Origin of the sequence: Actinomycetospora sp. NBRC 106375, from assembly GCF_030269665.1 — a bacterium.
Lineage (GTDB): Bacteria > Actinomycetota > Actinomycetes > Mycobacteriales > Pseudonocardiaceae > Actinomycetospora.
The window spans coordinates 36,015-54,580 of record NZ_BSTS01000009.1; the positions used below are offsets into that span (position 1 = coordinate 36,015).

Sequence of the window (18,566 nt, forward strand, 5' to 3'; positions counted from 1 at the left end):
CCGGAGCCCGCTCAGCGCCCACCCGCGGCGTCGGAGCGCGAGGAGCGGACGGCGTCGGTCGCGGTGCCCGCCGCGGACCGCGTGTCGTTCGGGGTCGCGGCGCCGAGGCAGGGCGGGCCCCAGACGCCGCGCTCGGCGAGGCGTGCGCGGTCCTGCGCGGCGCGGACTGCGGGCATGGCGGCCGGCGCGGCGTCGGTGGCGTAGGCGCGGGCGATGCCGGCCTCGGCGGCGAGGACGGCGTAGTCGGCGCCGCCGCTCATCGCCACCGACGCCAGGCGCCGGTCGAACCGGTCGCTCGCGCGGTCGCCGGTGAGCGTCACCGCACGGCGGTCGAGCACCCGCGACGCGAACGCGGTGGCCTGGGCGTCGTAGCAGGTGCCGGGCGGCTGCACGCCGAGCGCGCGGACGCGGATCACCGGGCCACCGTCGGGCAGGCGCGCATCGAACGTGACGGCGTCGATGACCCGGACCACGACGACCCGCTCCCCCTCGGGCGCGGCGCGCAGGTCGGAGAGCGCGGCCGCGGGGTCCGACGCGGGCGTCGGCGCCGAGGGGCTGTCGGTCGTGGCGGGGACGCGCAGCGTCGCCAACGTCAGCACGGCGGCGGCCGCACTGACGGCGACGGCGATGCCGAGGACGAGGCGGGCGAGCGCGGCGCGGGACACGCCCACATAGTGACCGATCGTGACTAGTAGTCGACGTTCGGTCACCAGGGGCGCGCGTCACTCGTTCAGGTCGCCACCACGGGCAGCCGGCGCGTCCCGAGCACACGACCCGTGTACGGCCGTTGGTCCCCGTCACCCACGGACAGCCGAGCGTAGCGAGCGGTCATCTCCTCGAGCGCGACACGCGCCTCGAGACGGGCGAGGGGGGCGCCGAGGCAGAAGTGGATGCCGTGGCCGAACGCCGTCTGGGCGCCGCCGCCGATCCCGGTGCGCGCGGGGTCGAACCGCTCGGGGTCGGGGTGCGCGTCGGGGTCGTGGGTGGCCGAGAGGAGCCAGGGCATCACCACCGACCGGGCCGGCACGGTGACGCCCCCGATCTCGACGTCGGCCGTGGTGGCCCGCGCGGTGAGCGGGAACGGCGGTCGCAGGCGCAGGACCTCCTCGACGGTCGCCGGGATCGTCGCCGGGTCGGCGCGCAGGGCCTCCCACGCGCCCGGGTTCGCGTCCAGCACCCGGACCGCGTTGCCGAGCAGCAGCGTCGTCGTGATGTGCCCGGCGAACAACAGCAGCGTCGAGAAGTTCGCGGCCTCCTCGTCGTCGAGGCGCCGCCCGTCGACCTCGGTGGTGACGAGCGCGGAGATCAGGTCGTCGGCCGGGTCGGCCCGCCGGGCACGGCACCAGTCGCCGAGGTAGCCGGTGATCTCCCCCATCGCGTCCGCCACGCGCGGGTCGTTCATCGCCTCCTTGGGGTCGTCCACCTGCATCGAGAACAGCCCGTCGGCCCACGCGCGGAACCGGCCGCGGTCGGCGGCCGGGAGGCCGAGCATCTCGGCGATGACGGTGACCGGCAGCGGGAACGCCAGCTCGTCGACCAGGTCGAAGGAGGCGGGCGCCGCGGGCAGCATCTCCCCGCACAGCTCCCGGATCCGCGGCTCGAGCCCGGCGACGCGGCGCGGGGTGAACGACGCGCTGACGAGGTGCCGCAACGCCTTGTGCTCCGGCGGGTCGATGCGCGTCAGCATGCCCTTGGTCATCTGCTCCGATCCCGGCATCACCGCCGAGAAGTCGGAGCTGAACGTCGCGACGTCGTGCAGCACGCGCTCGACGTCGGCGGCGCGGGTCACGTGGTGCATCCCGTAGCGGTCGCGCCACACGGGGGCGTCCGCCCGCAGGTGGGCGAGCCAGTCGAGGACGGCGGGCAGGTCGGCGATGTCGGGGGGCAGGTCGCGATCCAGCAGCGACGCGTCGGTGCTCATGGCTCCTCCGGGAGGGCCGCGGTGAGGTGGTCGAGGGTGCGTTCGTAGAGCGCGGCGAGCCCGTCGGCGGCGGCCGCGAGCGCGGCCGGGGCGGGCTCGCCGGGCGGGGTGAAGCCCGCCCGGACGACGGCGGCGAGGGCGTCGGCCCGGGCCGTCACGTCCATCCCGGCCGCGGCCGGGACGAGGTGGTCGAGGAAGAAGCCGATCATCGACGCGCCGAGCCGGTAGGTCAGGTCCGGCGTCGTCGCGGGGTCGTCGGCGAGCAGGCCGTGCCGGTGCAGCAGCGCGAAGTGCTCCGCGGCGAACGCCGACTTGTCGGTGACGATCTCGAGCCCGGCCTTGGTGTCGGTGGCGATCGCGCCGAGCAGCTCGACATCACCCGCGAGCAGCGCGCGGGTCAGCGGCCGGCGCTGCACGGCCAGGAACGACGCCCGCAGCGTGGCGTCGAGCGCCGCCTGGGCCGGGTCGGCGCGCAGGGCGTCGAGCAGCTCGCGGGTGACGTCGACCGACTCGCGCACCAGCACCGCGGCGAACAGGTCGAGCTTGCTCGCGAAGTGCAGGTAGACGGTGCCCTTGCCGACGTCCGCGCGCCGGGCCACGTCGTCGACGGTCACCCGCCGGTAGGAGTGCGCGACCAGCAGGTCGCCCGCCGCGTCGAGCATCCGCGTCACCCGGCTCACGGGCCCTCCTCGTGACTCGTGACCAGATGTGAGATCCGGTCACACGTCAGCCTGGACCTCGCGGCGCCGCGGGGCAAGGGCTGCGGGGTGATCGTCGGGACGGCATGCTGCGGGCATGGCGAGGACGGTGCGGTTCTCCGAGCTCGGCGAGCCCGAGGTGCTGCGGATCGAGGAGGGATCGGACCCGTCCCCGGGGCCGGGCGAGGTGGCCGTCGACGTCGCCGCGATCGGCCTCAACCGGGCCGAGTCGATGTTCCGGCGCGGCACCTACATCGAGGAGACCCGGCTCCCGGCCCGGCTGGGCTACGAGTGCTCGGGCACCGTCGCCGCGCTCGGCGAGGGTGTCACCCGCTGGTCGGTGGGCGACCGCGTCAGCGTCGTCCCGGCGTTCTCCATGAACGACTACGGCGTCTACGCCGACCGCGCCGTCGTCCCGGCCAGGGCGGTCGTGCCGCTGCCCGCGGAGACGAGCTGGGTCGACGGCGCCGCGGTGTGGATGCCGTTCCTCGTCGCCTACGGCGGGCTGGTCGAGACGGGCGGGCTGCGCCCCGGCGACCACGTGCTGATCACCGCGGCGACGTCCAGCGTCGGGCTCGCGTCGCTGGCCGTCGCCCACCGGGTCGGCGCGGTCCCGATCGCCACGAGCCGCTCGAGCAGCAAGGCCCCGGCGCTGCAGGCCGCGGGCGCCGCGCACGTCGTCGCCGCCGGCGAGGAGGACCTCGTCGAGCGCGTCGGAGAGATCACCGGCGGGCGGGGCTGCGAGCACGTCTTCGACGCGGTCGCCGGGCCCGGCGTGGCGGACCTCGCGAAGGTCACCGCCCCGGGCGGCGTGCTGACCATCCACGGGCTGCTCTCCGGGCAGCCGACGCCGTTCCCGGCGGAGACGCTGCCGGACCTCTGGATGCGCGCCTATACGTTGTTCGCGATGACCCACGACGAGCAGCGGCTGCGCCGCGCCGGCGCCTTCGTCGGCGCCGGCCTGCGCGACGGATCCTTCGCCCCTCAGGTGGACCGCGTGTTCGACGGCCTGGACCAGGTCGTCGACGCCCACACCTATCTCGAGTCCAACGCCCAGGTCGGCAAGATCGTCCTGCGTCCCGGAGGTGCCGCGTGAGCGACGATCAGATCCCCGATGCCGTCGTCGCCTGGTTCCGGTCGCACATCGACGAGATCGACGGCGACCTCACGTTCACCCGCATCGCGGGCGGGCGCTCGAACCTCACCTTCCGCGTCACCGACGACGCCGGGCACGCGTGGGCGCTGCGCCGCCCGCCGCTGGGCGGCGTGCTGGAGACGGCCCACGACATGGGTCGCGAGTGGCGCTTCCTCGCGGCGCTCAACCCGACGGACGTCCCGGTCCCGACGCCGCGCGCGTTCTGTGACGACTACGACGTCTGGGGTGCCGACCTCTACGTCATGGACTTCGCGGCGGGCAAGGTCCTCAACGACACCGAGTCCGGCGCCGCGGTCCCGGAGAAGGCCCGCACGAACGTCGGCACGTCGACGGTCGACGTCCTCGCCGCGCTGCACGCGGTCGAGCCGGCCGCCGTGGGTCTCGACGACCTCGCCCGCCCCGGCAACTTCGTCGAGCGCCAGCTCAAGCGCTGGCACCGGCAGGCGCACTCGTCGGCGATGGAGGACCTCTCGGCCCTCGACGCCACCCACGACGCGCTCGCCGCGCGCGTGCCCGAGGGCGAGGTCGGGATCGTCCACGGCGACTTCCGGCCCGGCAACATCGCCTACGACCCCGACGGGCACGCGGTGGCGGTGTTCGACTGGGAGCTCGCGACGATCGGCGACCCGCTCTGCGACCTCGGGCACCTGCTCGTGTCGTGGAGCGAGCCCGGCGACACCGTCGCGGAGGCCCTCTCCAGCCCGACCCCGGCCGGCGGCTACCCCACCCGCGGCGAGCTGATCGAGCGCTACACCGCGGCGCGCGGCCTCGGCGACGTCGACATCGCCTACTACCTCGCGTTCGCGCGCTGGCGGGCCGCGTGCATCCACGCGGGCGTCTGGACCCGTTACCGCGCGGGCGACATGGGCGCCGACGCCGACCCCGACGAGGTCACCGGCCCGCCCGCCATCATCGAGCAGGCCGAGACCGCCCTGGCGGAGCTCGAGGGCCGCTGACCTCCGATACGTGAGCGAACTTCGGGGCCATAGCCCCGAAGTTCGCTCACGTAGGACTGACGCGCGTCACAGGTGGGCGCGGTCACGGAACGGGGTCGGGGACGCACGGGCGGGCACCACACTGGCACGCGGTGCCGCGCCCCACGTCGGCGTGCGGACACCGCTCCCCCGCCGCCGACGTGCCCGGAGTACCGACGATGATCACTGGTGAGTGCCACTACTGCGACTCGGTCCGCGTGTGGAAGCTCTACCCGGTCCGCCACGAGGACGGCTGCCCGACCGGCGGCCGCCGGCCCCAGCGCCTCAGCCCCGACGAGTCGCTGCTGTTCGGCCACCCCGACCTCGCCGAGGTCGACCTCGAGATCAGCGCCTGGTACCCCCAGGCCGCCGCCTGACCAGCCTGTTCTCAGGGGCGCTCCCCGACGTCGCGCGGTGCTCCGTCTCCGTACCGTCGCGTGCTCGACGACCACCGGGGGGGCGACCATGGACGACGACACGACCGCGCCGCCCGGGAGCCGCCGGGAGTGGGTGACGGCGCTGGGTCAGGTCTCCGGGCTGCTGCTCACCGTGCGCGAGACCGAGGCCGACGGCGCGAGCCCGCCGGATCCCGTGGCCGGGGGCTGGGCGCTACGGGCGTGGTCGGCGGCGACCCGCCCGATCCTGCGCGAGCGCGACCGCGTCACCCTGCCCGACGTCCGCCCCGAGGACCTGGCCGTCCTCGCCGCGACGGCGCACGTGCTCGGCGCCTCGCTGGCCCGGTGGCGGGCCGGTCGGGGCGGCGACCTCCTCACCGCCGTGCTGCGCTGCGAGGCCGCGATGCACGGCCGGGACCCGGAGTGGCTGGTCGCGCAGCTCGCACGGGTCCACGGCGTGCTGTCCGCACCCGGGCCCGTCTCGGCCGGGCTCGTCTGGCGCGCTCTCGACGACGGCGGCTCGGCTCCGGTGTGGGAGCCCGAGACCGCGGGATCGTGACGTTCGACGACGCCCCGCTCAGGCGTCCGGCTCGGGACCGTCGATCGGCTCCTCGTGGTCGGAGCCGAGCACCGCGCCGGGCACGTCGCCGCCGGGCTCGACCTCGGGCTCGTAGGCGGGCTCGCCCTCGGTCGGCGGCTGGTCGGCCGTCGCCAGGGGGTCGGTCTGCTCGCTGCGTCGACCCGCCATCAGTGCGCCGCCTCCAGCGTGGCGTCGGCGCTCGCGCGCGTCCCGGCGAGCTTCTCGGCGGCGAGCTCGCGCAGACGGAAGCGCTGGACCTTGCCGGTGGCCGTGCGCGGCACCTCGTCGATGGCGATGACGTGGCGCGGCCGCTTGAACGACGCGAGGCCCTCGCGACACCACGCCACCAGCGCCTCGGGGTCGACGGTGTGGCCCTCGCGCGGGACGACACAGGCCACCGGGAGATCGAGCCCGTCGTCGTCGAGGACCGCGACGACCACCACGTCGGCCACCGACGGGTGCGAGACGAGCCGCTCCTCGACCTCGGCCGGCGTCACCCAGATGCCGCCGACCTTGAGGACGTCGTCGGTGCGCCCGAGGCACGTGTAGGTGCCGTCGGCGTTGCGCACGTAGGTGTCGCCGGTGCGCAGCCACTCACCCTCGAACACGAGGCGATTGGTCGCGGTGCGGCACCAGTAGCCGGTGCAGATCGAGTCGCCGCGGACGTAGAGCGTGCCGGTCTCGCCGTCGGGCACCGGGCGGCCGTCGGTGCCGCGGATCTCGACGTCGTAACCGGGGACGGGGACGCCGGAGGTGCCGGGCACGACCTCGCCGGGCCGGTTCGACAGGTAGATGTGCAGGGCCTCGGTGGACCCGATGCCGTCGAGCACCTCGACGCCGTAGCGGTCCCGCATCCCGTTGACCATGCGGGCCGGCAGCGCCTCGCCCGCCGAGGCGCCCCGGCGCACGGTCGCGAACGCGGCCGGGTCGACCTGGCCGGATTCCGCGGCGGCGAGCAGCGGGCCGTACGAGCTCGGGGTGCCGAAGAACATCGTCACCCGGTGGCGCGACGCGAGGTCTGCGAGCAGGGTCGGCGACGGCCGGGACGGCTCGAGCACCGCGCCCGCGCCGACCGAGAGCGGGAAGAACATCGAGTTGCCGATGCCGTAGGCGAAGAACAGCTTCGCCACCGACAGGCAGAGGTCGTCCCGCTCGATGCCGAGCACCTGCTGGCCGTAGGTCTCGCACACCGTGCGGATGTCGGCGTGCCGGTGCATCGCCGCCTTCGGCTTGCCGGTGGTGCCCGAGGTGTAGAGCCACAGCGCCTGCGACTCGTCCCACGTGTCGTACGCCGGCGGGGTCCCGCCGAGCGCCTCCCCCGCGGCCAGCATCTCGGCCCACGTCCGGGCGCCCACCGCGGCGCCGAAGCCGGACGGGTCGTCGCCGGTGACGACGACCTCCGAGACGTCCCCGCCCTTCTCCCGCGCCTGGGCCACGGCCATCCGGGAGGTGTCGGCGAACTCCGCCGAGCACAGCAGCAGGCGGCTGCGCGAGTCGGCCACCAGCACCGCCAGCTCCGGCCCGCGCAGCATCGTCGACACCGGCACGGCGACCGCGCCCAGCCGCATCGTCGCGAGGATGCCGGTGAACAGCTCGACCTCGTCGACCATGCACAGCACGACCCGCTGCTCGGGGTGCACGCCCAGCGCCGCCAGCCCCGCCGCGACCCGGCCGATCTCGGCGTCGAGCTCGGCGTAGGTCAGCGAGCGCGACGGCGCCCGCACGGCCACCCGGTCGCCGTCACCCGCCCCGAGGCGGCGGCCGACGAGGTACTCGGTCGCGTTGAACAGCTCCGCCATGGCTTCTCCCGTCATCGTGGTGCCGATCACTACCACCCGGACCCCTGGTGGGCGAACCCCCGGACGAGCAACGACGCGGTGGTCCGTGGGCGTCGGTCGGTGGTTCGTTGACAGAGTCGGGACATTCTGTCCCATCGAATCGGGAGATATCCCTCGTTCGGCCCAAGAAAAGGCCGCCTTGTCGTAACACTATGTGAGTGACCTGGGGGAAAGGTCCGCGGGATGCGCCAGGGCGGAGGGCGTATCCGAGGGGGGCGGGATGGACGCCGACGGCACCGACGAGGCGCCGGTGACCCGGCGCGGCCTCCTGCTGGGCGCGACCGCAGGTCTCGTCGTCACCGCGTGCGGGGCCCCGAGCCCGCCGCCACCCCCGCACGACCCGGCGCCGGGCGTCGTGGGCCCTCCGGCCGTCGTCGGACCGCCGGCGACCACCGGTGGCGCCGGGGGCGGCACGGGCACCGTCGTCGGCGCCGCGGGTGAGGTGCCGGTCGGCGGTGGGGCGGTGTTCGACGCCCTCCAGCTCGTCGTGACCCAACCGACGACCGGGGACTACCGCGGCTTCTCCGCCGAGTGCACGCACACGGGCTGCATCGTCAACCGGGTCGCGGACGGGGTCATCGAGTGCCCGTGCCACGGAAGTCGCTTCCACCTGGACGGCTCCGTGGCCCACGGCCCCGCACCCCGCGCACTGCCGGCACGCGGAGTCCGGGTCGACGGCGGCCAGATCGTCCTGACGTAGCCGGTCGGGAACATCGAGGGGGAGCAGGCGATGGAGCGGTTCGGTCGGTACGAGATCGTCGCGCAGATCGGCGCGGGGGGCATGGGGCAGGTCGTCCGCGCCCACGACACGGATCGCGACCGGGACGTCGCTCTCAAGCTGCTCCCCGAGGCCCTCGCCAAGGATCCGGAGTTCCAGCAGCGATTCCGCCGGGAGTCGTACGCCGTGGCGCGCCTGCGCGACCCGCACGTCATCCCGATCCACGACTACGGCGAGATCGACGGCCGGCTCTACATCGACATGCGCCTCGTCGACGGCCAGAGCCTGGCCGCACTGCTCGCGCAGAGCGGCCCGTTGGCGCCCGCGCGGGCGGTGAGCGTCGTCGAGCAGGTCGCGGACGCGCTCGACGCCGCGCACGCCGAGGAGCTGGTGCACCGCGACGTCAAGCCGTCGAACATCCTGGTCACCACCGCGAAGGACTTCGTCTACGTCATCGACTTCGGTCTCGCCCACGCCGTGGGCCACCGCCGCACGCGCCTGACGATGACCGGCGTGACTCTCGGGACGCTCGACTACATGGCCCCCGAGAGGTTCGAGAACCGGCCCGTCGACGCCCGCACCGACGTCTACTCGCTGGCCTGCACCCTCTTCGAGTGCGTCACCACGTCCAAGCCCTTCCCGGGCGACGACTTCCCCACGCAGATGTACGGACACCTCTACCTGGCGCCCCGCCACGCCAGTGAGATCCGTCCCGAGGTGCCGGCGGCTCTCGACGACGTGATCGTGCGCGGGATGGCGAAGGACCCCGACGACCGCTACGCGACGGCCGGCGAGTTCGCTGCGGCGGCGCAGGCGGCGGTCCACCGCTCCCGAGCCGCGTCCGGCGACACGGCGACCGGCTCCGCGGACACCGTCGCGGCACCCCGCCCGGTGGCGGTGCCCCGGCCCGCGGAACCCGTCGAGGACCGCACCCAGCACCTGCCGATGCCGGCGACCTCGGTATCGGCCGCCACCACGTCGACCGCCAGTCCGGGCGCCCCGTTCTCGACGCCCACCCCGGAAGGGCCGACCGAGCAGGTCGACCCGTCGCGGTGGGGCGGCTCCGGCGTGGGGGTGCTCGACGCCCCCGCGCCTTGGACGCCGACCGGAGGACCACCCCGCCAGGGACCGCCGTCGGGACCGCACGGCTCGTTCTCGGCGCCACCGCCGAGCCCACCCCCGCCCGGACCCGCGCCCCGGTCCGGGTTCGGGCCCGACGGCACACCGCGGGGCCGCGGGGTGCGCACCGGTGCCCTCCTCGCGATCGCCGTGCTGCTGCTCGCCGTCGCGAGCATGGGGGTCGTCCTGCTGGTCCGCGGTGGCGGTGGTGACACGACCGGGGCCGCCGCTCCCGGTGGCCCGATCAACCTCGACGGGCCGCGCAAGCCTGCGACCAGCGTTCCCCGGCCCACGGTCGGCGGCACCGTGGTGGTGGGGTCCACCCCCGGCTACATGCAGGTCGCGCCGAACGGCCGGTTCGCCTACATCGCCAACCGTGCCGCGGGCGTGATCACGGTGTTCGACACGACGCGCAACCAGCCCATCGGCACCATCCCCGTGCCCGACGGCGGACCGCAGTTCGTCGCCTTCTCGCCGGACAGCGCACGGGCCTACGTCAGCGTCTTCAACCAGGACTACACGCTCAACGAGGTCGCCGTGATCGACACGTCGAGCGCCGCGATCACCGCCCGCATCCCGACCGGGAAACGGCCGTTCGCCCTGGTCCTGTCCCCCGACGGCCGCCGCCTCTACGTGCCCAACCACGACTCCGGCTCGATCACCGTGGCCGACACCGGGACGAACCAGGTCGTCGACACGGTCTCCGTCGCGCCGAACCCGCACTGGCTGGACATCTCGCCGGACGGCACCCGGCTCTACGCGGCCAACCACGAATCGAACGTGGTCACCACGATCGACACGAACGGCGACCGCGTGCTCGGCACGACCCCCGTGGGCCGCAGCCCGCACTCCATCGTGCGCCACCCGACGCAGCCGTTGGTGTTCAACGTCAACTACGACGACAGTTCGGTGTCGGTGACCAACATCGACACCGGTGCGGTCGTCGGCACGATCACCACGGCGAGCCATCCCCAGGACATCACGCTCAGCGCCGACGGCAGGCACGCCTACCTCGCCACGGTCGACGCGAACGCGATCCAGGTGCTCGACACCACGACCCTGTCGATCACGGCGAACGTGCCGGTGGGACGCGGCCCGACGTCCGTCGCCATCACTCCCGACGGACGCCAGGCCTACGTCACCAACCTCAACGACGGCAGCGTCACCGTCCTCAACGTCGCCGGGACGGCCTGACGGTGGCCGTGCCGCTGGAGTGCTCACCGCCCTAGTTGAAGTGCACGTACTCGAAGTCGACGGGCTTGTCGTTGATCCCGTTGTTCGGCGGCGCGATCCAGCTCGCGATCTTCCCCGGCTCGAGGACGGGGTGCATGAGGCCGCGGACGTGGGTCTTGTCGACGTCGGTCGGCAGCCAGCGGCTCTCGTTCGCCGCCCACTCCTCCGCGGACATCATCTTGCCTTCGGGCGAGATGTGCTGGCCCGCGAACGCCCCGACCTGCCGGTTGAAGCCGACGTGCGGCAGCGAGAGCCGCGCGTCGATGCCGTGCTTCTCGAGGATCCGGTTCCAGCGCTTGAGACCGCCGCGGCAGTCGCCGATGTACTCGCTGCGCAGGTCCTGGTTGAGCGCCAGCAGCGCCGGCACCTCGTTGGTGGTGATCGACCCGTCGCGCACGGCGTCCACGGCGCCGGCGTCGTCGCTGAGCACGTGGTCGTCCTTGCGCCGCTCCTCCTGCCAGCGGCCCTTGAGCCCGGCGGTGAAGTAGTTGGCGGCGTTGGTGGACGACTCGTTGCCGAACAGGTCGAGCGAGACCGTGTAGTGGAAGTTGATGTACTTCTGGATCATGTCGAGCGGGATGCCGCCGGCCCCCGCGACCTCGTCCGAGTCGTGCTCGGTCATCAGCTGCGCGGTGCGGGTGACCACGCGGTCGATGCCGGTGGTGCCCACGAACATGTGGTGGGCCTCCTCCTTGAGCATGAACTCGCAGGTCCGCGACAGCGGGTCGAAGCCCGACTCCTTCAGCGTCCCGAGCTGGTACTTGCCGTCCCGGTCGGTGAAGTAGGTGAACATGAAGAACGACAGCCAGTCCGGGGTCTCCTCGTTGAAGGCCCCGAGGATGCGCGGCGAGTCGTCCGAGCCGGAGTTGCGGGCCAGCAGCTGGTCGGCCTCCTCGCGGCCGGCCCGGCCGAAGTAGGCGTGCAGCAGATAGACCATCGCCCAGAGGTGCCGACCCTCCTCCACGTTGACCTGGAAGAGGTTGCGCATGTCGTAGAGCGAGGGCGCGGTGGCGCCGAGGAAGCGCTGCTGCTCGACCGACGCGGGCTCGGTGTCGCCCTGGATGACGATGAGGCGCTGCAGGTCGGCGCGGTACTCGCCGGGCACCTCCTGCCACACCGGCTCGCCCTTGTGCTCACCGAACGCGATCTTGCGGTCCGGGTCGTGCTCGGAGAGGAAGACGCCCCACCGGTACTCGTTCATCGGCACGTGGTCGAAGTGCGCCCACCCCTCGCGGCCGACGTCGACGGCGGTGCGCAGGTAGACGTCCTTGGTGTCGACCGCGGGGCCCATGTCGCCCCACCAGTCGAGGAAGTTGGGCTGCCAGCGCTCGAGGGCCCGTTGGAGCTTGCGGTCGGAGGCGAGGTCGACATTGTTGGGGATCTTGGCGTCGAAGTCGATCTTCGGGCGTGCGGAGGTCATCTCAGACTCGCTTCCGGTCGAAGTCGGCCTTGCGGCCCGTGCCGTACTTGCGCAGGGCGCCGTCGGGTCCGCTGGCGTTGGGGCGGACGAAGATCCAGTTCTGCCACGCGGTGAGCCGACCGAAGATCCGCGTCTCCATGGTCTCAGGGCCGACGAACCGGTGGTTGGCCTCCATGCCGGTCAGCGCGTCCGGGGACAACGAGGCCCGCTCCTCGAGCAGGATGCGGATCTCGTCCTCCCAGTCGATGTCGTCGGGGGCGTCGGTGACCAGGCCCGCCTCCTCGGCGTCGGCGCCGGTGAGGCGCTCGCCCACGCGCTCGTGCAGCTCCGCCACGTGCTCGTCGTCGCCGTAGAACCGCGACGCCAGCCGGGTCAGGCCGTTGCCCATCGGGAACGCGCCGAAGTTCGACCCGGTGAGGACGATCTGGGCCGCCTCCTGCTCCTCGTCGGCGTCCTCGAAGATGCCCTCGAGCATGTACTGGCGATCGCAGGCCAGCGCGAGCTCCAGCAGGGCGCCGGCGAAGCAGCTGCCGGGCTCGATGAGCGCGATGAGGCTGCGGCTGGTGACGTCGAGGCGCTTGAGCGTCCGCTTGAAGTAGTGGCGGATCTCGTTGACCAGCCAGTCGGAGCCGGAGTGCTCGGTGATGACCGCCTCGAAGGCCAGCGCGCCCTCGACCGAGCCCTGCGTGCGGACCAGCCACGTGCCGATCTCGAGCTCGTTGGTGCGCAGCCGCAGGATGAGGTCGTCGAGCTCGCGGGTCATGGCCAGCGGCCAGAAGTCGGCGCCGAGGGCGTGGATGCGCTCCAGCGACTCGGGCACGGTCCCGGGCTCGGGACCGAGCACGGTGATCGTCGCGGTGCGGGCGTCACGGTCGATCTCGCACCGGACGTTCGGGTAGGTGATGGAGTCCTCGGTGACCTCCCGGTGCAGGGGCGGCAGGGCGATGCCCCGGCCGTCGACGGGCCGGTGCGATCCCTCGGCGGCCTCCGCCGCCCGCGCGCGCACCGTCTCGTCCCACTGCTTGCGCGAGACCGTCTCGTCGACGAGCTTCCACTCCACGGCCTTCGGACCCTGGAAGCCCTCGGACTTCGTGGCGAAGATGTCGGCCCGGTCCTTGCGGACGTGGCGCTTGTCGGTGACGCGGGTGAGCCCACCGGTGCCGGGGAGGACCCCGAGCAGCGGCACCTCGGGCAGGGCGACGGTGCTCGACCGGTCGTTGACCAGGAGAATCGTCTCGCAGGCCAGGGCCATCTCGTACCCGCCGCCGGCGGCCGTGCCGTTGAGCGCCGCCACCCAGGTCTGACCGGAGTGCGCGGTCATGTCCTCGATGCCGTTGCGCGTCTCGTTGGTGAACTTGCAGAAGTTCACCTTCCACGGGTGGCTCGACTGGGCGAGCATCCGGATGTTCGCGCCGGCGCAGAAGTTCGAGTCCTTGCCGCTGGTGAGCACCACGCTGCGCACCTCGGGGTGCTCGAAGCGCAGGCGCTGCGTGATGTCGTAGAGCTCGATGTCGACGCCGAGGTCGTACGAGTTGAGCTTGAGCTCGTAGCCCGGGACGAGGCCGCCGTCCTCGGCGACGTCGAGGTAGACCCACGCCGTCGCGCCGTCGACCTCGAGCCGCCAGTGGCGGTAGCGCTCCGGATCGGTGTCGAAGTCGACCTGGGGAACGGTCTCGGGGTGAGATGCGGCGGGCGCGTCGTCGAGAACGGTCACGGTGGTGGTCCTCCCTTGTCGTGCGGGCCACACTCTACGAGAATCCGACGTCGATGCATAGAGCTGTAGAACTTTGGGGAGGGCGACACGATGACGTGGCACTGGATCGCCGAGCAGGAGCCCCGCTGGGACCAGGACAAGGCCGCGGCGCTCGGTGACCTGCCGCCGACGCTGTTCGGTCTGGGCTACCCCGAGGTGGGCCACCCCCTGGGTGACGCGTGGTGGCGGGTGGAGGACGACGCCGGCAGCGCGCTCGGCTACGGGCGCCTGGACGACACCTGGGGCGATGCCGAGATCCTCATCGTGACCACCCCGGACGCGCGCGGCACCGGCGTCGGCGCCTTCGTGCTGGAGCACCTCGAGCGCGAGGCCGCGTCCCGCCAGCTCAACTACGTCTACAACGTGGTGCCCACCCGTCACCCCGAGGGCGAGGCGGTCCGGACGTGGCTGACCGCCCACGGGTTCGATCCCACGGAGGTCGGCGAGCTGCGCAAGCGCGTCGCCTCGGGGGCCGCGCCGAGCGGGGCGTGAGACCTCAGGCGACCAGGGTCGCCAGCTGGCGCCGGACCCCCGCGCGCAGGACGTCGAGCGCGTCGGCCGCGCCGGCGAGGTGGCGCTGGAGCGCCTGGTGGAACAGGCCGTCGACCGTGGCGTAGGCGAACGACGGCGGGCAGGCCGGTGCGGCGCCGACGAGGCGGGCGTACGCCTCGACGGTCCGCCAGATCATGCGCTCGAGGCTGCCGTCGATCGCCGCGACGTCGGCGCGGAACGACTCCTCGAACAGCGACTGGGTGCGCAGGTCGTACCAGAGGCGGTGCAGCAGCGCGTCCTGCTCGAGCGTCGCCGCGAGGCCCTCGGCGACGCCGTCCAGCAGGTCCTCCGGGCTCGCGGCGGTCGCCACGATGCCGTCGTAGCGCTCGACGCAGTGCGTCTTGTACTGCCGCACGCAGTAGGTGATCAGGTCGACCTTGTCGCGGAAGTAGTAGTGCAGGACGCCGTGCGAGAACGCCGAGTTCTGCGCGATCTCGCGCAGGCTCGTCCGCGCGTAGCCGAGCTCGGAGAGCGTCAGCAGCGCGGCGTCGGCGAGCGCGCGTCGGCGCTCGTCGATCCTGTCCGCCCGCCGCCGCGCGCTGCGGTCGGCCGGCGCCGTCGAGTCGGTCCTGCGGGCCACGGGCTGGATCTCCCGTCGAGGTCGGGACGCCTCACCGTACCGAGCCTGGACAGCCGTCCGGGGAAATCTTGACGACTGTCCAAAGCCGTCCCTACGTTGTGATCTGCGTCGCAGCAGCGAAGCACGATCACGGGTCGGCCGGCAGGGGCGCCGGCGGGAAGGACGACGGATGAGTGACGAACTCGCCGGCCGGAGGGTGCTGATCACCGGCGGCGCCCGCGGCCTCGGCGCCGGGATGGGGCGCGCCATGGCGGCGGTCGGCGCCTCGGTGATGCTGGCCGACGTCCTCAAGGACGTCGGTGAGCAGACCGCCGGCGAGATCCCCGGCGCGCGCTTCGTCGCGCTCGACGTCACCGACGACGCCGCGTGGGAGTCCGCCGTGGCGCACACCGTCGCCGAGCTCGGCGGGCTCGACGTCGTGGTCAACAACGCCGGTCTCGAGGTCACCTCGCTGCTCGTCGACACCGAGCCCGACGACGTCCGGCGCATGCTCGAGGTCAACCTGCTGGGCACGATGCTCGGCATCAAGCACGCGTTCCGCGCGATGCGCCCCGGCGGTGCCGCGGGCGCGGGCGGCGCGGTCATCAACGTGGCGTCGGTCGCCGCGACGATCGCGTTCCCGGCCATCGCGGGCTACTCGGCCACGAAGTCCGGCGTCGACCGGCTCACCCGCGTCGCGGCGATGGAGTCGGGCAAGCTCGGCTACGGCGTGCGCGTCAACTGCCTCTATCCCGGTCTCGTGCCCACCGACATGGGCGTGAAGCTCGCGGTCGAGACCTCCGGGCTGGGCCTCTTCGAGAGCCCGGACGCCGCCGTCGCCGCGGTCGTCGAACTGACCCCGTCCGGCCGCCTCGCCGAGGTGTCCGACATCGCCGACGCGGTGGTCTTCCTCGCGTCGGACGCCGCCCGGTTCGTCAACGGCGTCGGCCTGCCGGTCGACGGTGGGATGGGCATGTAGTCGTGGCCCTGACGTCCTGGCTGGACAAGGGAGCCTCGATCGACCCCGAGGCCCCCTGCCTGACCCTCGACGGCGCGACGCTGTCCTACCGCGAGGTCGTCGCCCTGAGCCACCGGGTCGCCCGGGCCCTGCTGCGCTCGGGCGTCCGACCCGGCGACAAGGTCGGCATCCTGTCGGCGAACGACCCGGTCGCGTTCGCGTGCGTGTTCGGCGTCGCGCGCGCCGGGGCGGTGTGGTGCCCCATCAACCCGCGCAACGCCGGCGACGAGAACCGCGAGCTGCTGGACCTGTTCGACTGCGCCGCGCTGATCCACCAGGGCTCGTTCGGCGAGCTCGTGGACGCGATCGCGGGCGCCCTGCCCCAGCTGCGGACGATCGTGTGCCTCGACGGCCCGCGCGGCGCGACGCCGTCGTTCGCCGACTGGCTCGCGGCCGCCGAGAACGACCCGCCGGCGGAGGCGCCGCCGCCCGACGACGTCGTCGCCCTCGTGGGCACCGGCGGGACCACGGGGCGGCCCAAGGGCGTGATGCTCACCGACCGGAACCTCGAGACGATGTCCGCGGTCACGCTGATGAGCTATCCGTTCGCGGACCGGCCGGTCTACCTTGCCCTCGCGCCGCTGACCCACGCCGCCGGGGTGCTGTGCTTCCCGGTCATGGCGCTCGGCGGGGAGATCGTCGTGATGGCGAAGCCCGACGTCGCGCGGTTCCTCGAGCTGATCGAGCACCACCGCGTGACGCACACGTTCCTGCCGCCGACGCTGATCTACATGGTCCTGGGCCATCCCGACCTCCCGTCGCGGGACCTGGGCTCCCTGCAGTGCTTCTGGTACGGCGCGGCACCGATGTCGGTGGCGCGGCTCGAGGAGGCGCTCGAGCGGATCGGGCCGATGGCGCAGCTGTTCGGGCAGTCCGAGGCGCCGATGATGGTGTCGACGATGTCGCCGGCCGAGCACCGCCGTGCCGACGGGAGCATCGCGACGGAGCGCCTCGCCTCGGCCGGTCGCCCGTCACCCCTGGTCACCGTGGCGATCATGTCCCGGGACGGGGAGCTGCTGCCCCGCGGCGAGCGCGGCGAGATCGTCGTCCGCGGGTCGCTGGTGATGGCCGGCTACTACCGCAACCCGGAGGCCACCGCCGAGGTCTCGGCGCACGGCTGGCACCACACCGGTGACATCGGCTACCTCGACGCCGACGGCTTCCTGTTCATCGTCGACCGCGCCAAGGACATGGTCATCTCCGGCGGGTTCAACGTCTACTCCGCCGAGGTCGAGCAGGCGCTCATGGCCCACCCCGCCGTGCGTGACTGCGCGGTGATCGGCCTGCCCGACGAGAAGTGGGGCGAGCGCGTCACCGCGGTGGTCGAGCGTGTGGGCGGCACCGACGTCTCGGGCGACGACCTCATGGCCTTCGTCAAGGGCCGGATCGGCAGCGTCAAGACGCCGAAGCAGATCGAGTTCTGGGACACGCTCCCGCGCTCGACCGTCGGGAAGATCCTCAAGACCGACGTGCGGGCGGCGCTGGCCGGGAGCTGACTCCCCTCACTGGTGCCCGGCGACCCCGCGGGGCTCGTAACGCTCCTCGAGACCGGCGATCTCGTCGTCGTCCAGGCGCAGCTCGACGGCCGCGACGGCGTCGTCGAGGTGGTGCGACTTCGTCGCGCCGATGATCGGCGAGTCGACGACCGGGTTGGTCAGCGTCCACGCGAGCGCGACCTGCGCCCGGGACACCCCGCGCTTCTCGGCCACCTCGGCGACCTTCTCGACGATGTAGCGGTCGGTGTCGCGGTAGAGCGTCTTGCCGAACTCGTCGGTCTCGCCCCGGGTGGTCGAGGAGTCCCAGTCGCGGGTCAGCTTCCCGCGCGCCAGGGGGCTCCAGGGGATGGACCCGACGCCCTCGTCGCCGCAGAGCGGGAGCATCTCGCGCTCCTCCTCGCGGTAGAGCAGGTTGTAGTGGTCCTGCATCGTCGCGAACCGGGTCCAGCCGTTGCCGTCCTGCAGGTGCAGCGCCTTCGCGAACTGCCAGGCCCACATCGACGACGCGCCGATGTAGCGGGCCTTGCCCGCCTTGACCACGTCGTGCAGCGCCTCGAGGGTCTCCTCGATCGGGGTCCCGTAGTCCCAGCGGTGGATCTGGTAGAGGTCCACGTAGTCCATGCCCAGGCGCCGCAGCGAGGCGTCGATGCCCGTCATGATCGCCTTGCGCGACAGGCCGCCCCCGTTCGGCCCCTTCCGCATCCGGTTGAAGACCTTGGTGGCGACGACGATCTCGTCGCGGTCGGCGTGCTTGTTCAGCCACCGTCCGGTGATCTCCTCCGACGTGCCCTGAGAGTAGACGTCGGCGGTGTCGAAGAAGTTGATGCCGGCGTCGAGCGCCTGGCGGAAGAACGGCTCGGCCTGGTCGGCGGGCAGCGCCCAGGGCCAGCGGTCGTTCGGCTCGCCGTAGCTCATGCACCCCAGGCACACCCGGGAGACGTCGAGACCGGTCGCACCGAGCTTCGTGTACTCCATGGGGCCAGCGTGCCCCCTGGACCGTCGGTCGATTCACACCCGCGGCCGGGAATCGGCTGGACATCAACAGCGCTCGAGGTCATAGCGTCGAGAACGCCCGGGGACAGCGTCGTTCCCGATCCGATCGAACCCCGTATTCCGCTCAGAACGGTCGTACGCCT

Annotated in this window: 18 protein-coding genes; 9 read left to right on the forward strand and 9 right to left on the reverse strand. The window is 72.9% G+C overall.

What is annotated here, in order from left to right; genetic code table 11:
- Positions 1 to 11 precede the first annotated feature (11 nt).
- The 3 genes from QSK03_RS16100 to QSK03_RS16110 all read right to left on the reverse strand — a co-directional run bounded on the left by QSK03_RS16100 (position 12) and on the right by QSK03_RS16110 (position 2,601).
- Positions 12 to 665, reverse strand: coding sequence for a thermonuclease family protein (locus QSK03_RS16100; RefSeq protein WP_285653871.1), 654 nt, complete (start codon positions 663 to 665; stop codon positions 12 to 14).
- 65 nt (positions 666 to 730) lie between these two features.
- Positions 731 to 1,921, reverse strand: coding sequence for a cytochrome P450 (locus QSK03_RS16105; RefSeq protein WP_285653873.1), 1,191 nt, complete (start codon positions 1,919 to 1,921; stop codon positions 731 to 733).
- A complete protein-coding gene (locus tag QSK03_RS16110) occupies positions 1,918 to 2,601 on the reverse strand; it encodes a TetR/AcrR family transcriptional regulator (RefSeq protein WP_285653874.1) in 684 nt (227 codons plus the stop codon). Before QSK03_RS16110 ends, QSK03_RS16105 begins: the two co-directional genes overlap by 4 nt.
- Before the next feature lie 115 nt (positions 2,602 to 2,716).
- Between QSK03_RS16110 and QSK03_RS16115 the strand changes: the two genes are divergently transcribed.
- The 4 genes from QSK03_RS16115 (at position 2,717) to QSK03_RS16130 (ending at position 5,703) form a co-directional block, all read left to right on the forward strand.
- Positions 2,717 to 3,715, forward strand: coding sequence for a zinc-dependent alcohol dehydrogenase family protein (locus QSK03_RS16115; RefSeq protein WP_285653876.1), 999 nt, complete (start codon positions 2,717 to 2,719; stop codon positions 3,713 to 3,715).
- Complete coding sequence (locus tag QSK03_RS16120; RefSeq protein ID WP_285653878.1) at positions 3,712 to 4,731, forward strand: phosphotransferase family protein; 1,020 nt, start codon at positions 3,712 to 3,714, stop codon at positions 4,729 to 4,731. Before QSK03_RS16115 ends, QSK03_RS16120 begins: the two co-directional genes overlap by 4 nt.
- Positions 4,732 to 4,928: 197 nt before the next feature.
- A complete protein-coding gene (locus QSK03_RS16125; RefSeq protein ID WP_285653879.1) occupies positions 4,929 to 5,126 on the forward strand; it encodes a hypothetical protein in 198 nt (65 codons plus the stop codon).
- Positions 5,127 to 5,214: 88 nt separating this feature from the next.
- Complete coding sequence (locus QSK03_RS16130; protein ID WP_285653881.1) at positions 5,215 to 5,703, forward strand: hypothetical protein; 489 nt, start codon at positions 5,215 to 5,217, stop codon at positions 5,701 to 5,703.
- Positions 5,704 to 5,721: 18 nt separating this feature from the next.
- Here the strand turns inward: QSK03_RS16130 and QSK03_RS16135 are convergent, their stop codons facing one another.
- Both QSK03_RS16135 and QSK03_RS16140 read right to left on the reverse strand, forming a co-directional pair.
- Positions 5,722 to 5,892 (reverse strand): hypothetical protein, encoded by a 171-nt coding sequence (locus QSK03_RS16135; protein ID WP_285653883.1) that lies wholly within the window; start codon positions 5,890 to 5,892, stop codon positions 5,722 to 5,724.
- Entirely contained in the window at positions 5,892 to 7,523 is a 1,632-nt protein-coding gene (locus tag QSK03_RS16140) for a benzoate-CoA ligase family protein (RefSeq protein ID WP_285653885.1), read from the reverse strand. Before QSK03_RS16140 ends, QSK03_RS16135 begins: the two co-directional genes overlap by 1 nt.
- Before the next feature lie 259 nt (positions 7,524 to 7,782).
- On the opposite strand from QSK03_RS16140, the gene QSK03_RS16145 reads away from it, so the two are divergent.
- Together QSK03_RS16145 and QSK03_RS16150 are read left to right on the forward strand one after the other, a co-directional pair.
- Positions 7,783 to 8,262, forward strand: a complete 480-nt coding sequence (locus QSK03_RS16145) for a QcrA and Rieske domain-containing protein (protein WP_285653887.1) — start codon at positions 7,783 to 7,785, stop codon at positions 8,260 to 8,262.
- A 30-nt stretch (positions 8,263 to 8,292) separates the two neighbouring features.
- On the forward strand, positions 8,293 to 10,593 hold the full coding sequence (locus QSK03_RS16150) for a protein kinase domain-containing protein (protein WP_285653889.1): 2,301 nt from the start codon (positions 8,293 to 8,295) through the stop codon (positions 10,591 to 10,593).
- Positions 10,594 to 10,624: 31 nt separating this feature from the next.
- On the opposite strand, the gene boxB is transcribed toward QSK03_RS16150, so the two are convergent.
- Both boxB and boxC read right to left on the reverse strand, forming a co-directional pair.
- A complete protein-coding gene (boxB, locus tag QSK03_RS16155) occupies positions 10,625 to 12,052 on the reverse strand; it encodes a benzoyl-CoA 2,3-epoxidase subunit BoxB (protein WP_285653891.1) in 1,428 nt (475 codons plus the stop codon).
- A gap of 1 nt (position 12,053) precedes the next feature.
- The gene (gene boxC / locus QSK03_RS16160; RefSeq protein WP_285653892.1) at positions 12,054 to 13,766 is read right to left on the reverse strand and encodes a 2,3-epoxybenzoyl-CoA dihydrolase; all 1,713 of its coding nucleotides are present in this window, start codon (positions 13,764 to 13,766) and stop codon (positions 12,054 to 12,056) included.
- A 90-nt stretch (positions 13,767 to 13,856) separates the two neighbouring features.
- On the opposite strand from boxC, the gene QSK03_RS16165 reads away from it, so the two are divergent.
- A complete protein-coding gene (locus QSK03_RS16165; RefSeq protein WP_285653894.1) occupies positions 13,857 to 14,297 on the forward strand; it encodes a GNAT family N-acetyltransferase in 441 nt (146 codons plus the stop codon).
- A gap of 4 nt (positions 14,298 to 14,301) precedes the next feature.
- Here QSK03_RS16165 and QSK03_RS16170 read toward each other — a convergent pair whose 3' ends face one another.
- Positions 14,302 to 14,937, reverse strand: coding sequence for a TetR family transcriptional regulator (locus tag QSK03_RS16170; protein WP_285653896.1), 636 nt, complete (start codon positions 14,935 to 14,937; stop codon positions 14,302 to 14,304).
- Positions 14,938 to 15,106: 169 nt separating this feature from the next.
- Between QSK03_RS16170 and QSK03_RS16175 the strand changes: the two genes are divergently transcribed.
- On the forward strand, positions 15,107 to 15,895 hold the full coding sequence (locus tag QSK03_RS16175) for an SDR family NAD(P)-dependent oxidoreductase (protein ID WP_285653898.1): 789 nt from the start codon (positions 15,107 to 15,109) through the stop codon (positions 15,893 to 15,895).
- Positions 15,896 to 15,897: 2 nt separating this feature from the next.
- Complete coding sequence (locus QSK03_RS16180; protein WP_285653900.1) at positions 15,898 to 17,430, forward strand: acyl-CoA synthetase; 1,533 nt, start codon at positions 15,898 to 15,900, stop codon at positions 17,428 to 17,430.
- Between the two features lie 6 nt (positions 17,431 to 17,436).
- Here the strand turns inward: QSK03_RS16180 and QSK03_RS16185 are convergent, their stop codons facing one another.
- Complete coding sequence (locus QSK03_RS16185) at positions 17,437 to 18,405, reverse strand: aldo/keto reductase (RefSeq protein ID WP_285653902.1); 969 nt, start codon at positions 18,403 to 18,405, stop codon at positions 17,437 to 17,439.
- Between the last annotated feature and the right edge of the window lie 161 nt (positions 18,406 to 18,566).